Source organism: Pseudomonas sp. R4-84 (assembly GCF_054130985.1).
Map to the genome: position 1 here is coordinate 5,120,687 of NZ_CP096390.1, position 14,738 is coordinate 5,135,424.

Consider the following 14,738-nt stretch of genomic DNA (forward strand, 5'->3'; position numbering starts at 1 on the left):
ACCATGAGCTACCTGAGCGATAACTACGTCCAAGAAACCCGCTTCGGCTTCTGGTTCCTGCGCAGCCACACCTGGCAGCATCATGTGCTGCGCGTGGCGGTCGAGGATCTGCGCGGTCTGTTCAATACCGCGCCGCCTTCCAATCCGGTGCTGCTGGATGCCGGTTGCGGCCAGGGCAAGTCGTTCCAGTACCTGCGCCAGGCATTCGCGCCGCAACGCCTGATTGGCGTGGACGCCGACCCCCACAGCCTGGACCTGAGCGCCCAAGAAGCCGCTCGCCAGGGCATGGCCGTGGAACTGATCGGCAGCGATTGCGCGACCTTGGCCGTGCCCGATGCCAGCGTCGACCTGCTGTTCTGCCACCAGACCTTTCACCACCTGGTGGAACAGGAAAAAGCCCTCGCCGAGTTCTATCGGGTGCTCAAGCCCGGCGGCTACCTGCTGTTTGCCGAATCCACCGAAGCCTACATCGATACCTGGGTGATCCGCTGGCTGTTCCGCCATCCCATGCACGTGCAGAAAAGCGCCGCGCAATACTTGGCGATGATCCGCAACCAAGGCTTCCAGTTCGAGGACCGCAACGTGTCCTATCCGTACCTGTGGTGGAGCCGCGCCAAAGACTTCGGCCTCCTGGAGCGTTGGGGCCTGCGCCGGCCCAAGCCGTTCGGCGAGCGCGAAGAAACCTTGGTCAACGTGGTGGCACGCAAGCCGCTCGAAGGGACCGCCACATGATCCGCTGCCTGTTGATCGGTTGCCTGCTGCTGCTCAGTGCCTGCGCCAGCCACGCGCCGCTCCCCGAGCGCATGCCAACCCTGGCGCTGCCACTGCAATTGCACATCGAGCGGCAACTGGACGGCCAGCGCCAGGATTGGCTGTTGGTGATCCAGCGTGAAAACAGCGGCTTACGCTGGTCGATGATGGACCCGCTGGGCATCCCCCTGGCGCGCCAGCGCCTGGTGGACAACCAATGGCAAGCCGACGGTCTGCTGCCGCCCAATGCCGAGGCGCGGGAATTGTTCGCTGCGCTATTGTTCGCCTTGACCCCGGAAACCGAGCTTGCCGATCGCTACCCCGTCGCCCGGCAACACGGTGTCGAACGAGCCCTCGATGCGCGTTGGCAGGTGCGCTACAAACGGCCCCTGGATTTTGAGCTGCGCCTGCTCCAAGGCCCCCACTACCGCATCACACCGCTGACCGAGAGCGCACCATGACCGCTTATCTGAACGCCCTCGGGGTCATCTGCTCCTTGGGCCGGGACAAACAAAACGTCGCGCGCAACCTGTTTGCCGGCGATTGCTCGGGCGTGCGCGTCGAAGCCGGCTGGGTGGCCGAGCGGGCATTGCCGGTGGCTGCGGTAAGGGGAGAACTGGCCCCCATCCCCGAGGCACTGGCGGCGCAACGCAGCCGCAACAATCAACTGCTGCTCGAAGCGGGGTTGCAGATTCGTGCTGACATCGATCAGGCCATCGAGGCGTACGGCCCCGCGCGCATCGGTATCGTTCTGGGCACCAGCACCTCGGGCATCGACGAGGCCAGCCAGGGCATTGCCCATTACCTGCGCGAGCAGCGGTTCCCCGAAGGCTACGATTACCAGCAACAGGAACTCAGCGCGCCGGCCAATTTCCTTTCCGACTGGCTTGGCTTGAGCGGGCCCTCCTATGTGATCTCCACCGCCTGCACCTCCAGCGCGCGGGCCTTGATGAGCGCCCGTCGCCTCCTGGATCTGGGCTTGTGCGATGCGGTGCTGTGCGGTGGCGTGGACAGTTTGTGCAAACTGACCTTGAACGGTTTCTCTGCGCTGGAAGCGGTGTCGAACGAGCGCTGCAACCCGTTTTCGGTGAACCGCAGCGGTATCAACATTGGCGAGGCGGCTGTGCTGTTTCTCATGAGCAAGACGCCAGGCGACGGCCATTCGATCGCCCTGCTCGGGGATGGCGCCAGTTCTGACGCGCACCACATTTCCGCGCCGGAACCCAGCGGTCGCGGCGCCCGCCAGGCGATGGAAAAAGCCCTGCGCTGTGCCGGCCTGGACGCCAGCCAGATTGACTACCTGAACCTGCACGGCACCGCCACGCAACATAACGACGCCATGGAAAGCCATGCGGTGGCTGGATTGTTTCCGGCGGGCGTGCCCTGCTCGTCCACCAAGCCCATGACTGGCCACACGCTTGGGGCGGCGGGCGCGTTGGAAGCGGCTTTCTGCTGGCTGACCCTTAGCCCTGACAACGTCGCCCAGGCCTTGCCACCCCACCTTTGGGACGGCCAGGCGGACCCCGAGCTGCCGGCGCTGGACTGGATAGATAGCCGTGCCCGCCTGAACCCGACCTTCCCCCGACGCCTGATGAGCAACTCGTTTGCCTTCGGCGGCAACAACGTCAGCCTCATTATCGGAGACGCCCAATGATCGACTGGCCGCTCGCCGAATTGATGCCCCATGCGGGCGACATGATTCTCATCGACCGGGTCGTGTCTTTCGATGACGAACAGATCCATGCACTCGCCACGGTCAAGCCCGGCGGCTTGTTCAACCGTGAAGACGGCGCGCTGCCGGCCTGGGTCGGCATCGAATTGATGGCCCAGAGCGTCGCGGCGTTCGCCGGTTGCCACGCTCGCCAGCGCGGCGATGCAGTGGAGCTGGGCTTTTTGCTCGGGACCCGCAAGTTCGAATGCAACGTCGAGCATTTCCCTCTCGACACTGAACTGGCCATCCATGGCGTGCGCTCCCTGGAAGACGACAACGGCATGGGTGTGTTCGAATGCCACATCCACGCGCCGGGCATCCATGCCACGGCGCGACTGAACGTATTTCGTCCGCCCCATGCTGCCCAGTACCTCAATGAAACTTCCGCAACAGGAACCCAGCCATGACTGAATCCGTACTGGTCACCGGCTCCAGCCGTGGCATCGGCCGCGCCATCGCCTTGCGCCTGGCCCAGGCCGGGCACGATATCGTCTTGCATTGCCGCAGTGGCCGCGCCGAAGCCGAAGCGGTCCTGGCAGACATCCAAGCCCTGGGCCGCAACGCCCGCGTCTTGCAATTCGACGTGTCCGACCGCGCCGCCTGCAAGGCGGCCCTCGAAGCCGACGTCGAAACCCACGGCGCCTATTACGGCGTAGTGCTCAACGCCGGCCTGACCCGCGACGGCGCCTTTGTGGCCCTCAGCGAAGACGACTGGGACAGCGTGCTGCGCACCAACCTCGACGGTTTCTATAACGTGCTGCACCCGGTGATGATGCCGATGATCCGGCGTCGCGCCGCGGGACGAATCGTCTGTATCACGTCAGTGTCCGGCCTGATCGGCAACCGTGGCCAGGTCAACTACAGCGCCTCGAAAGCCGGCTTGATCGGCGCGGCCAAGGCGTTGGCCATCGAACTGGGCAAGCGCAAGATCACGGTCAATTGCGTCGCGCCGGGGTTGATCGACACCGCCATGCTCGATGAAAACGTACCCGTGGAAGAATTGATGAAGATGATCCCCGCCCAGCGCATGGGCACCCCGGAAGAAGTCGCCGGCGCGGTGAACTTCCTGATGTCCGCCGAAGCTGGATACATCACTCGGCAAGTCCTGGCCGTCAACGGAGGCTTGTGCTGATGAAGCGCGTCGTCGTCACCGGCATGGCCGGCATCACCTCCATCGGCAGCGACTGGGAGACCATCGCCGCCAACTTCGCCGCCAACCGCAGCGGCATCCGGCGCATGGATGAGTGGGACCGTTTCACCGAACTGAACACTCGCCTGGCCGGGCCCATCGACGATTTCCAGGTCCCGGCCCATTGGACGCGCAAGCAGTTGCGCAGCATGGGCCGGGTCTCACGCCTGGCGGTGGCCTCGGCTGAGCAGGCCCTGGCCGACGCTGGCCTGCTGGGCGACCCGTCGATCAAGGACGGGCGCATGGGCGTGTCCTGCGGCTCGTCCACCGGCAGCACCGATGAGATCAAGGCCTTCGGCAACATGCTGCTCAACAGCATGGCCGAAGGGCTGAACGCCAACTCCTATGTGCGGATGATGCCCCACACCACGGCGGCCAACATCAGCATCTTCTTCGGCCTGACCGGACGGTTGATCCCAACGTCCAGTGCCTGCACCAGCGGCAGCCACGGCATCGGCTATGCCTACGAGGCAATCAAGTTCGGCCGCTTGCCGCTGATGCTCGCCGGCGGCGCGGAAGAACTGTGCCCGACCGAAGCGATGGTCTTCGATGCGCTCTACGCCACCAGCCTGAAAAACGATGCCCCGCAGACCAGCCCGCGTCCCTACGACAAGGGCCGCGATGGCCTGGTGATCGGCGAAGGCGCCGGCATGCTGGTGCTCGAAGAACTGGAACATGCCTTGGCCCGTGGCGCACGGATCCATGCCGAAATCGTCGGCTTTGGCAGCAACGCCGACGGCCAGCACGCCACCCGTCCCGAGTTGAGCACCATGCGCCGGGCCATGGAACTGGCCCTGGAGGATGCCGGCCTCGAACCGTCCGCCATTGGTTACGTCAACGGGCACGGCACGGCCACCGAGCAGGGCGACGTCGCCGAGACCCTGGCCACCAGCAGCCTGTTCGGCGAACACATGCCCATCAGCTCGCAAAAAAGCTTTTTGGGCCACACCCTGGGCGCCTGCGGTGCGCTGGAGTCCTGGTTCAGCATTGAAATGCTCAACCGCGACCTGTATGTACACACGCTCAACCTCGATGAAGTCGACCCCGAATGCGGCACACTCGACTACTTGCGCAGTGAGTTTCGCGCGATGAGCAACGAATACGTGATGAATAACAATTTTGCCTTCGGCGGGGTCAATACCTCGCTGATTTTCCGTCGCTGGCATTGATTCCCATCAATCCTCTGGTCAAGGAGACCATGATGCCGTTGAAGAAAATCGCTGTAACCGCCGCCCTGTTGCTCGGCGCCTTGCCAAGCCTCAGCCAGGCCCGTGATACCGCGTTGTACCTGCCATTCGACAAAGTGGTCGCCGAAGCCATCCGCACCGGCAAAATCGACGGCAGCGTGAAGTTCTACCTGGCCGGCCACAAACCGGCCGGCAACGTCTCCGTGGTCAGCCCGGGAGCGGTCACCAACAAGAAAACCAACGCGTTCAACAAGTCCGACGAAGCGGCCTGCGAATGGGTACTGCAATCAGCCCTGATCAGCCTGCACGAGGCCGCGAAAAACGCCGGCGCCAACGCCGTCACCAACATCGTCAGCTTCTACAAGCGCAACGAGCGCAAGGACCCCACGACCTATGAATGCCACGCTGGGGCAATCATGGCCGGGGTAGCGTTGAAAGGGGATCTGGCGAAGGTGCAGTAGTCAGGATTTGGGGCTTACATAGCTAAATCCACTGTGGCAGCGAGCTAGCGGTGAATCAGTACCGGTGATGCCGGATCTACTGACGTCATCGCGAGCAAGCTCGCTCCCACAGGCCTCTACCCAGACGCGCCCTTGTGGCGAGGGAGCTTGCTCCCGCTGGGCTGCGCAGCGGCCCCCAGCAGACTAACTGGCCCCCCTTTCAAACTCCTTCTCCGACACATTCGCACCGGGCCTGCCGAAGTTCAGAAACCGGAGTACATAATTTCCGAAACTTCCCACAACAAAACCCTTGAACCTCGCGCTAGGGTCACGTTCCCGACCACCAGCCAAAAATCCAAATCTCGCCATGAATTCACCGCCCGTCGGACCTGTCAACTCTGACAGTATCCAAAAGCTTCAAAGCGGTTCCAGATTCTAAACACGAAAAACATTCCTCAACCCCAAGGATGTTTTAGGTCAACGTTCGGCCGGCTGTTCGCCCTCCGAGCCACCACTCGTATGTTGATCTCTAACAACTACGGCCCGCCGATGGATAAGAAATTGATGGACACGATAACCTGGTCAGGCGTCGTCTCCACGTCTTCCTCACCCCACAGCGCAACCACGGCCGGGGAACAGAACGTGGTGGTTGACGATGTGAAGCTGACGCACGCTTACGCACATGTGAATGGAATATGCCTGCACTATGTGATCTGCGGCGATGGTGAGCAGCCGGTCCTGCTGGTGCATGGGTTTCCGGGCAGTTGGCGCAACTGGGAGCCGTTGATCGGGCCGTTGGTGCGGGCGGGTTTTACCCCCATCGTTCCTGACTATCGCGGCGCGGGTGAAACGGATATTTCCAGCGCTGGGTATGACAAGAAAAACCTGGCCCATGACCTGCACGAATTGGTGATGCATCTGAAGCTCAAGCAAGTCGATATCATTGGCCACGATATGGGGTTGATCATTGCCTACGCCTACGCCGCGCTTTATCCAGATGACACCAAGCACCTGATATTGATGGACGGATTCCTTCCCGGTATTCCCGGCTGGGAAAGTGCCTACAACGGCGACCCGTCAACCGGCATCGCGAGCAAATGGCATTTCCGGTTTTTTGGCAAAACAGCTATCACCTTGATCAAGGGGCAGGAAAGAACCTACCTGGACACGTTCTTCGATGACTTTGTCTTCGAAGGCAACGACAAAGTGCCGGATGAAGTGCGCCAGGCCCTGGTAACGGACTACGCCCGGCCTGGCCGAATGGAGGCCGCATTCAAACTTTACTCAGCCTGGGTGGAACACGACGCCAAGGACAACCTGGAGTTTTCCAGGAACAAGCTGACGGGTCCGGTACTCACCATCGGCGGCGATCATTCCCGGGGGCGGACGCTGACCGAGCAGGCCGCTTGCATTGCCGCGCAACCACACTCGCTGATATTGAAAAATACCGGGCACTGGCTCCTTGAAGAGCAACCGCAAGCTACTCGCGACGCAATTCTGGCATTCCTGCATTACAAGGAATATCCACATCCCCGAAATTCGTAACCCGAAGCTGACGACTGCACCGTCGCCCCTCCCATCGTGCGGTATTTATTTACCGCTCCTGCGTCGGCGTTCTCCAATAGCTTGCCTCTTCCGAAACTTTCCCAGGAAGAGCCCATGTTGGATAACGACTCACCGCCCCAGCCCAACATCCCACAGGGCAATGGCGCCAGCGATCCCAGTGCCGAATCGACACGCCAGGTCAGCGCCTCGCAGCGGCAAATGATAAACCTGAGCAAGGCCGCGCCACGTCCTTGCCGGGTCACCAGGCAACACTTGGAATATTGGTTCAAGCGAACCATCCCCACCGTCGCGGGCGATGTGACGGTCGATCAGCTTTTCGTGCGCACATCGCAGAAGGCCCGGCTCTCTCAATCGGAGCGTGAACCCAACGGGCAGAGCTCCAGACAAAAAAAAGAAGATGTTGCCGGCCTTGAACATTTTTTCTGGCGCGCCATTGCCGGCCAGGTAGATATCAGAGATAGCTTTGCTGATCTGGACAGCCTTGAAATAGTCGTGGAAATGGACGGCTCCAAGCGAGTGCCCACCGCCCTGAACAGTCCCGCGGCGAAAAAACAATTCCAGCGACTGCTCGGTACCACGCCAGTCGCTTATGAACAGCTGCTCATGACAGCGCTGGATGACTTCTGGGATACGCCGGCCGCGTTCAGCCAGGGACGAAACGTCAGTGACTGGTTGGCGAACGAACTCGCTGCGCAACTCACGGCACTGGCGAACCTTCATCTGCATGACAAAACGCTGAGCCCGCCGATGCATAAGGCGATAATGGATTCGCTGTCGGCGCCGGACGCGGCGTCTCGTAACCAGCTGGCGGAGGGTACCAGGCCCGGGGTGTACAGCCTGATCGCCGCTTTCAATGATTGGGGATTGTCCGTTCCGGTAACCAGCGCCGCTGTCCTGTCGCGACATGACGCGGACGTGGATTGGGGCGGTGCCGTGCTGTACCGTCCCGGTAGGCCGTTGGAGGTCTACGAAGATTCAAAGCAACTGAAGATCTCCTTCATAGGCGACAGCACCGCAGATGAGGTGGAACTCGTGCCGTTGGAGCACAACTTCCTGACGCGTCTGGTCACGGACGTGCGGACAACGCAAAAAGCCGCCATCCGCGATGCCTTGTCGAGCGATGTTGTCGACGGGGAAAACATCTCCGGTTGGATGCATCGGCTGGACGCCGCAGCGGACCTTGGAATGCGATTGGATCTGGCAAGCGCCCTGGACGAACGTGAGTTTCGGCTGAAGCTCAAGAGCCTGCATCATTGGCTGCACGCCAGCCCCCATACCATCGGCAGCGACCGTCTGGCGTGGTGGCAGGCGACGCAGGCCTTACAAGAAACCCTCACCGATATGGCGGCGCCGCCGGACCCGGTTTCAATGGGCACTGCGCAGGCCATTCGGGACCAGGCTCGCACGCTGCTGGCCGGCTTCATCAAAGCGAAGTACCCAGCGGCTGATCCTGACGACATAACCTTGAGTATCCGAAAAGAGACAGTCGATCCGCACGCGCCGACGGGCCATTCACCGTTCGGGTCTGGGGTCTCAATGGGCAGTGCCAAAGCGTTCCAGGACGACACGCGCTTGCTGACGGACTGGGCGATGTCCAACCTGACGGATGATGAGCGCCAGGCAGCCCACCACACCGTCGTTGGCCCGTTGAGCTTTGCACAGATTGTCGATGTCATCGAGCGGGCCGACGTGGGTGCGCGCCTTCCGGCTGTGCTGCAACGCAAGGCACGGGAGCGACAGACTCAATGGATGGGTGTGAAAGCAAAGCACATGCGGGCCCAGGTGTGGGCGGCCCATATCTCTGGAGACCTGCGACACGACAAGGACAACACCGGCTTGAAGCTGGTCCTGGCGGCACTGGACCGCCCTGGATCGGCGGAACGTGGCAAGGTCAACGGGCATGAAGTGGTCGTCCGGCAATTGCATTGGGGCGACAGCGTGTTGAAGGACCTGCTTGCGTTCGGAGTGAAGTCATTCGCCAGCCGTCCTTCGTTGACCTTGTATACGCCGGGTGCGCCGGACGGAAAAACCTTCAGGGACGTGGATGCATCAGGCAGCGGACGGGCGTTGCAAACAGCGTTGGCGCAGACCCTCACGGCCACCCCGGAGATGACCCGCTGGCTGATCTCCCATCTTCCGTTGCCGGAGCAAGCCGCTCAGGTCGCAGGCATGTTGCCGGCAGAAGATGACCTGACCGTCCAAGCGAAAATAAAAAAGGTCAAGCAATCGGTTTTCAAATGGACAAGGGACAGGACTCGAAACGATTTCGCCTTCAAAGTCACTTCGCCCGTGGTCGAGGGAGACCTGTTGAAGGCGTTGCATGAAACGCAGATAACCCATGTCCTCAAAACGGTACGGACCCTGACAGTGAGCAACGCCGAACGCGACAGCGCAGCGGCTCGGGAAGGGCGTCGCAACGGTGTAGCCCTGTTGACCGGGGCTATGTCCATGGTTCCGGTGGGCCGCTTGGGTGGGATATTGGGACGAGCGATCTTGCCGACCCTGGCAGGCGGTGCCGCCGTCTCGGCGATACAGGATGAAGACGGCAGCGTCGGCCAGTGGACGAGCGATTTCATCCGCGGGCTGGGTGAGGTGCTGGCCGAGGGCGGGCAAGACTTGATCATGGCCCGCGCGACACGGCGTCGGGGCAAGGCCCATCCGGCCTTGGCATCGCTGCCTCGCATGCCGGACCCGCAGCTAAAGCCGTTCCAGCTCAAAGGCTTCGATGGCAAGGGGCTGCTGCCCGAGGGGCGCAGCCTCTATAGGGATGTGCAGGGACAGGGTTATCTGAAGCTCGGGAAGGATTACTTCAAAACGGCTTTCCAGAACGGCGAACAAGTCATCTACACACCGAGCAACCGCACGGACCAGCGCGCAGTGACGTGGGAAAACGGCCAATGGACCGTGCAGGAGCGGCAGCGTCTGCTCGGCGGAGGCGGGTATTTCAGCCGGGATCCGGAGCGAGCCGAAGATCGAACCTTCAACGCACTGGTGGAGGGCGTGCTGCCCAACGGGCATGACCTGCCTCGCGAAGTCGTCGACATGACGAAGCGTGTCGTCCGCACGATGCCTGAGACCTTGGCCGAACGCATACTCAAGGAAAGTATCGATGACGTTGGCGCGACCGACGTCGAGACTTACCGCTCATTGATGAGAACCGTAAATCGACAGAATTTTGCCAGGCATAAAGCTCACCGTAAGAACCTGGCCAATAAAATCTGTATTTGGGAACTGGTTGAGCGAACGAATGACAATCTTCAAAAAGGAAAACACTTTTCCCTCACCCCGCCGCAAAAAATGCGGCTGTATGAGACGCTGGTCAAGCACAAGGATGAGTTCACGCTCGACCATCAACTCAAAGTAAGCACAACGATATTGCCCGACAACGTCACGGGTGCGAAATACATTGTGATCGTCCCGAAAACGGGAAAGAAAAAAGAGGCTGCCGACAGGATAGCCAAGGATATTACCGACACGGTGAAGTACGTGGAAAACTCCATGGACGCCAAGTTGGACACGATGTTTACCGGGGACGGGCCAGCTGTGGCGGCCGCAAGGCAAGCGTACCTGGATTCGCCGGAGTATCAGGCCAAGATCATCGACGAATTCAGGAAAGAAAGGGCCCGTCGACACAGACCCGGGTTACTCACCGAGATCAGGAATTTCAAGATCCCCTACATTATCGTCAACCGAGGCAAGACCCAGCGAAGCGCATTTTTCACCACTGAAGAAGACATCAACAATTTCACCAGAACCCTTGAAAACTACAGCCCTTTCGATATCGAGCTGGTCACCCAAGCCGCCTCCAACAAGGTCACCGGACAGTCCTCCGCTTCTGCTCCAGCCGCTATCACGCCGCAGGCTCCCACCGTTATTCCCAGGTACACGGTGACGATCAGCCCATTGGCTGAGGCGCAGATGTCATATGACAATTTCCCGGGAACCGCCAGGGTGAAAGTCATGGAGATCATGGATGACCTCCGTGCCGGCAGGATCACCACAAAAAAAATCAACCGATATTACTGGTACGACATGGCCCAGTTGGGTTTTGGCGGAGGAAGAGGCGCATGGCGCGCCGCGTTCGAACGTCACGGCGATACCTGGACTCTCCAAGGTTTTTACGACTATCACGCGACCCGAAACGCTACGGTCTGGGGGGATTGAGCAAGAGCGCCAGGTCAGCCCGTGGACGGCGGATACATTGCGTACAGAGCCTAGGATCCGGGTGAATCCGCTCCGTCGGTCAACAACGCCACAAACGCCGCGGCCATCGGCGAACGCTGGTCCTTGCGCTGAACCAGCCACACCGCCGAAACCGCCGCCGGGTCTAGCAGCGGCCGATAGACCACGCCGTCGATACGCATGCGTTGGTAAGACGCCGGCAAAACCGAGACCCCGAGGCCAGCCGCCACCAGGCCGATGATGGTCATGGCCTCCCCTGCTTCCTGGGCGAAGTGCGGACTGAAACCGGCGTCGCGGGCCAGATTCAATAGCTGGGCGTAAAGACCGCTGCCGTAGCTTCGTGGGAAAAATACGAAAGGCTCGTGGGCCAGCGCCGACAGGTACAAGCCTTCGTCGCTGCCCTGGGCAAGTGGGTGCTTGGCGCCAAGCACGGCCACCAAGGGCTCGCGGCTGAGCTCGATTTCCACCAGTGAATCGGGCAACGGCAACGGCCGCATGATGCCCACCTCGATGGTTTCATCCACCAACGCATCGGAAACTTGGGTGCTACTCATCTCTCGCAGGTTGAGGTGGACGGCCGGGAAGCGTTGGCGAAAGTTGAAGATCGCTTGGGGAATGGTCGAATTGAACGGTGCCGAGGACGTGAAACCGATTTTCAGCTCGCCCAATTCTCCCAATTGGGCACGGCGCGCTACGTCGGCGGCCTTATCGACCTGCGCCAGCACGCGTCTGGCTTCTTCCAGGAACAGCCGCCCGGCCTCGCTCAGTTCGACCCGACGATTGGTGCGCTCGAACAACCGCGCGCCGATTTCTTCTTCCAGCGCCTGGATCTGCTGGCTCAAGGGCGGTTGAGAGATGCCCAGGGCCAGCGCGGCGCGGCCGAAATGCAATTCTTCGGCAACGGCGATGAAGTAACGCAGGTGGCGCAATTCCATGGGCAATCCAATAGGTCGCAAAACGTCTTAAACAGGTCGAATAATATATTGGATAGAAACATTAGCCGGCTATATGCTTTTTTCAACGCCTGCCTGGTCGTGCTCCCGAGGTCCACCGTGAAAACTGCTACCGCTCCACTGGCCCATGAAGTCCCGTCTCGCACAGAGGAGAACGTCGGCGCCGAACTCAAAGACATCTTCATTGAAAAAGGCACGCCGATGTTCATGCGTACGGTGCTCGCCTTGTTCTGTGGCGGCTTCGCGACGTTCGCCCTGCTGTATTGCGTGCAGCCGATGATGCCGCTGCTGTCCCTGGAGTTTTCAATCAACGCCGCCCAGAGCAGCTTGATCCTGTCGGTGGCGACCGGCCTGCTTGCCATCGGCCTGTTGATCACCGGCCCGATTTCCGACCGTATCGGTCGTAAATCGGTCATGGTGGCGGCGCTGTTTGCCGCGGCGCTCTGCACAATCGCCAGTGCCATGATGCCCACTTGGCAAGGCGTCCTTGTCCTGCGCGCCTTGGTGGGGTTGTCGCTCAGTGGCTTGGCCGCGGTGGCGATGACGTACCTGAGCGAAGAAATTCATCCCAAGCACATCGGCCTGGCAATGGGGCTGTATATCGCCGGCAACGCGATTGGCGGCATGAGCGGGCGCCTGATCGCCGGCGTGTTGATCGACTTCGTCAGCTGGCACACCGCAATGCTGGTAATCGGCGGCCTGGCCCTGATCGCGGCGGCGGTGTTTTGGCGGATTCTTCCTGAATCGCGCAATTTCCGCCCCCGGTCGCTGCATCCACGCAGTCTGCTGGACGGTTTCATCATGCACTTTCGCGACGCCGGCCTGCCGCTGCTGTTTCTTGAAGCCTTCGTGTTGATGGGCGCGTTCGTGACGCTGTTCAACTACATTGGCTACCGCCTGCTGGCCGCGCCTTATCACCTGGACCAGGCATTCGTCGGGCTGCTTTCAGTGGTGTACCTTTCCGGCATCTACAGCTCGGCGAAGGTGGGCGCCATGGCCGACAAGCTCGGGCGTCGCAAGATGCTCTGGGCGACCATCGCCCTGATGTTGGCGGGCCTCGTCCTGACCTTGTTCACACCGCTATGGCTGGTGATCATCGGCATGCTGGTGTTCACCTTCGGTTTCTTCGGGGCGCACTCGGTCGCCAGCAGCTGGATTGGCCGTCGCGCCCTCAAGGCGAAGGGGCAGGCGTCGTCGCTTTATCTGTTCAGCTACTACGCCGGCTCCAGCGTCGCGGGCACCGCGGGCGGCGTGGCGTGGCACCTGGGAGGCTGGAACGGTGTCGGCGTGTTCATCGGGACGTTGCTGGTGATTGCATTGTTAGTGGCGGTGAAACTGGCGAAACTGCCGCTGCTGCCGGGAAATGAGCAACACATAAACAGCCAGACATAAAAAAGCCCGTCCGGTAGGGGCCGGACAGGCGGGTAGGACAGGGCTGAAATCAGTCGTGATATTGGCCCGACAACTCATGCACCGCGCGCAGGAAAGCGCCGGCGTGTTCCGGGTCGACTTCCGGCGTGATGCCGTGGCCGAGATTGAACACATGGCCACTGCCCTTGCCATAGCTGGCGAGGATGCGTCCGACTTCGGCACGGATGGCTTCAGGCTTGGCATACAGCACGGTCGGGTCCATGTTGCCTTGCAGCGCGACCTTGTGACCGACACGCTGGCGGGCGTTGCCGATGTCGCAGGTCCAGTCCAGGCCCAAGGCATCGGCGCCGGCATCGGCGATACTCTCCAACCACAGCCCACCATTTTTGGTGAACAGGATCACCGGGACCTTGCGACCTTCGTGCTCGCGGATCAGGCCGCTGACGATCTTGCGCATGTAGGCCAGGGAGAACTCCTGGTACGCCGCCGCCGACAGGTTGCCGCCCCACGTATCGAAGATCTGCACCGCCTGGGCACCGGCCATGATCTGGCCGTTGAGGTACGACGTGACCGACTGCGCCAGCTTGTCCAACAGCAGATGCATGGCTTGCGGATTGTCGTAGAGCATCGCCTTGGTCTTGCGGAAATCCTTCGACGAGCCGCCTTCGACCATGTACGTCGCCAGCGTCCAAGGGCTGCCCGAAAAGCCGATCAACGGGACGCGACCGTTGAGTTCACGGCGGATGGTGCTGACCGCGTCCATGACGTAGCCCAGGTCCTTCTGCGGATCGGGGATCGGCAGGGCCTCGATGTCGGCCAGGGTGCTGACGACTTTCTTGAAGCGCGGGCCTTCGCCGGTTTCAAAGTACAGGCCTTGGCCCATGGCGTCGGGGATGGTGAGGATGTCGGAAAACAGGATCGCCGCGTCCAGTTGCGGGTAGCGGTCCAGCGGCTGCATCGTGACTTCGCAGGCGAACTGCGGATTCATGCACAGGCTCATGAAGTCACCGGCCTTGGCGCGGCTGGCGCGGTACTCCGGCAAATAGCGACCGGCCTGACGCATCATCCACACAGGGGTGACGTCTACGGGTTGCTTGAGCAGGGCGCGAAGGAAGCGGTCGTTCTTCAGGGCAGTCATGTCGGCATCCGGAAAAAAAGTGCGGGCATTTTCTCAGAGCGCGACGTAAAAGGCACGGCAAGAGCCGTGCCTTTTATCTATCGGGGCAATTTGTCGCGGTGCAACGCAGTCTTTCAAAACACCACAAACAACTGTGGGAGCGACGATTCGGCGCCCCGACTTGCTCGCGATGGCGGCATGTCAGCCAACGCATCTGGCGACTGATCTACCGCTATCGCGAGCAAGCTCGCTCCCACAGGGTTACCCCATTT

General features: G+C 61.0%; 12 protein-coding genes. 10 read left to right on the forward strand and 2 right to left on the reverse strand.

The genetic code is table 11. The features are described from left to right. The first annotated feature begins 3 nt into the window (after positions 1-3). From M1D68_RS23190 to M1D68_RS23230, 9 genes are all read left to right on the forward strand, one after another. On the forward strand, positions 4-732 hold the full coding sequence (locus M1D68_RS23190; RefSeq protein WP_420767073.1) for a class I SAM-dependent methyltransferase: 729 nt from the start codon (positions 4-6) through the stop codon (positions 730-732). After that, positions 729-1,211: a DUF3261 domain-containing protein gene (locus M1D68_RS23195; protein WP_457968502.1), complete on the forward strand. Its 483-nt coding sequence runs from the start codon at positions 729-731 to the stop codon at positions 1,209-1,211. The genes M1D68_RS23190 and M1D68_RS23195 overlap by 4 nt, the downstream gene beginning before the upstream one ends. Further along, positions 1,208-2,404: a beta-ketoacyl-[acyl-carrier-protein] synthase family protein gene (locus tag M1D68_RS23200; RefSeq protein ID WP_434608185.1), complete on the forward strand. Its 1,197-nt coding sequence runs from the start codon at positions 1,208-1,210 to the stop codon at positions 2,402-2,404. The genes M1D68_RS23195 and M1D68_RS23200 overlap by 4 nt, the downstream gene beginning before the upstream one ends. Next, a complete protein-coding gene (locus tag M1D68_RS23205; protein WP_434561052.1) occupies positions 2,401-2,868 on the forward strand; it encodes a hotdog family protein in 468 nt (155 codons plus the stop codon). The genes M1D68_RS23200 and M1D68_RS23205 overlap by 4 nt, the downstream gene beginning before the upstream one ends. Beyond that, positions 2,865-3,593 (forward strand): 3-oxoacyl-ACP reductase FabG, encoded by a 729-nt coding sequence (gene fabG, locus M1D68_RS23210; RefSeq protein WP_434561054.1) that lies wholly within the window; start codon positions 2,865-2,867, stop codon positions 3,591-3,593. The genes M1D68_RS23205 and fabG overlap by 4 nt, the downstream gene beginning before the upstream one ends. Then, positions 3,593-4,819, forward strand: a complete 1,227-nt coding sequence (locus tag M1D68_RS23215) for a beta-ketoacyl-ACP synthase (protein WP_457968504.1) — start codon at positions 3,593-3,595, stop codon at positions 4,817-4,819. Before fabG ends, M1D68_RS23215 begins: the two co-directional genes overlap by 1 nt. A 32-nt stretch (positions 4,820-4,851) precedes the next feature. After that, positions 4,852-5,298 carry an excinuclease gene (locus M1D68_RS23220; protein WP_434561056.1) on the forward strand — a complete coding sequence of 149 codons (447 nt, stop codon included), beginning with the start codon at positions 4,852-4,854 and terminating at the stop codon, positions 5,296-5,298. Between the two features lie 543 nt (positions 5,299-5,841). After that, entirely contained in the window at positions 5,842-6,822 is a 981-nt protein-coding gene (locus M1D68_RS23225; protein WP_457968506.1) for an alpha/beta fold hydrolase, read from the forward strand. A 114-nt stretch (positions 6,823-6,936) separates the two neighbouring features. Next, positions 6,937-11,007, forward strand: a complete 4,071-nt coding sequence (locus M1D68_RS23230; RefSeq protein ID WP_457968508.1) for a dermonecrotic toxin domain-containing protein — start codon at positions 6,937-6,939, stop codon at positions 11,005-11,007. Positions 11,008-11,057: 50 nt separating this feature from the next. Here M1D68_RS23230 and M1D68_RS23235 read toward each other — a convergent pair whose 3' ends face one another. Continuing rightward, complete coding sequence (locus tag M1D68_RS23235; RefSeq protein ID WP_420767060.1) at positions 11,058-11,960, reverse strand: LysR family transcriptional regulator; 903 nt, start codon at positions 11,958-11,960, stop codon at positions 11,058-11,060. 138 nt (positions 11,961-12,098) lie between these two features. On the opposite strand from M1D68_RS23235, the gene M1D68_RS23240 reads away from it, so the two are divergent. Then, positions 12,099-13,370 (forward strand): MFS transporter, encoded by a 1,272-nt coding sequence (locus M1D68_RS23240; RefSeq protein WP_457970788.1) that lies wholly within the window; start codon positions 12,099-12,101, stop codon positions 13,368-13,370. Between the two features lie 49 nt (positions 13,371-13,419). On the opposite strand, the gene hemE is transcribed toward M1D68_RS23240, so the two are convergent. Next, a complete protein-coding gene (hemE, locus tag M1D68_RS23245; RefSeq protein WP_434561064.1) occupies positions 13,420-14,487 on the reverse strand; it encodes a uroporphyrinogen decarboxylase in 1,068 nt (355 codons plus the stop codon). Positions 14,488-14,738 lie beyond the last annotated feature (251 nt).

What these genes read in the sequence shown, in the direction of transcription:
- M1D68_RS23190 (WP_420767073.1), top strand. Translation starts at nt 4, where the DNA reads ATGAGCTACCTGAGCGATAACTACGTCCAAGAAACCCGCTTCGGCTTC.
- M1D68_RS23195 (WP_457968502.1), top strand. Translation starts at nt 729, where the DNA reads ATGATCCGCTGCCTGTTGATCGGTTGCCTGCTGCTGCTCAGTGCCTGC.
- M1D68_RS23200 (WP_434608185.1), top strand. Translation starts at nt 1,208, where the DNA reads ATGACCGCTTATCTGAACGCCCTCGGGGTCATCTGCTCCTTGGGCCGG.
- M1D68_RS23205 (WP_434561052.1), top strand. Translation starts at nt 2,401, where the DNA reads ATGATCGACTGGCCGCTCGCCGAATTGATGCCCCATGCGGGCGACATG.
- fabG (WP_434561054.1), top strand. Translation starts at nt 2,865, where the DNA reads ATGACTGAATCCGTACTGGTCACCGGCTCCAGCCGTGGCATCGGCCGC.
- M1D68_RS23215 (WP_457968504.1), top strand. Translation starts at nt 3,593, where the DNA reads ATGAAGCGCGTCGTCGTCACCGGCATGGCCGGCATCACCTCCATCGGC.
- M1D68_RS23220 (WP_434561056.1), top strand. Translation starts at nt 4,852, where the DNA reads ATGCCGTTGAAGAAAATCGCTGTAACCGCCGCCCTGTTGCTCGGCGCC.
- M1D68_RS23225 (WP_457968506.1), top strand. Translation starts at nt 5,842, where the DNA reads ATGGACACGATAACCTGGTCAGGCGTCGTCTCCACGTCTTCCTCACCC.
- M1D68_RS23230 (WP_457968508.1), top strand. Translation starts at nt 6,937, where the DNA reads ATGTTGGATAACGACTCACCGCCCCAGCCCAACATCCCACAGGGCAAT.
- M1D68_RS23235 (WP_420767060.1), bottom strand. Translation starts at nt 11,960, where the DNA reads ATGGAATTGCGCCACCTGCGTTACTTCATCGCCGTTGCCGAAGAATTG.
- hemE (WP_434561064.1), bottom strand. Translation starts at nt 14,487, where the DNA reads ATGACTGCCCTGAAGAACGACCGCTTCCTTCGCGCCCTGCTCAAGCAA.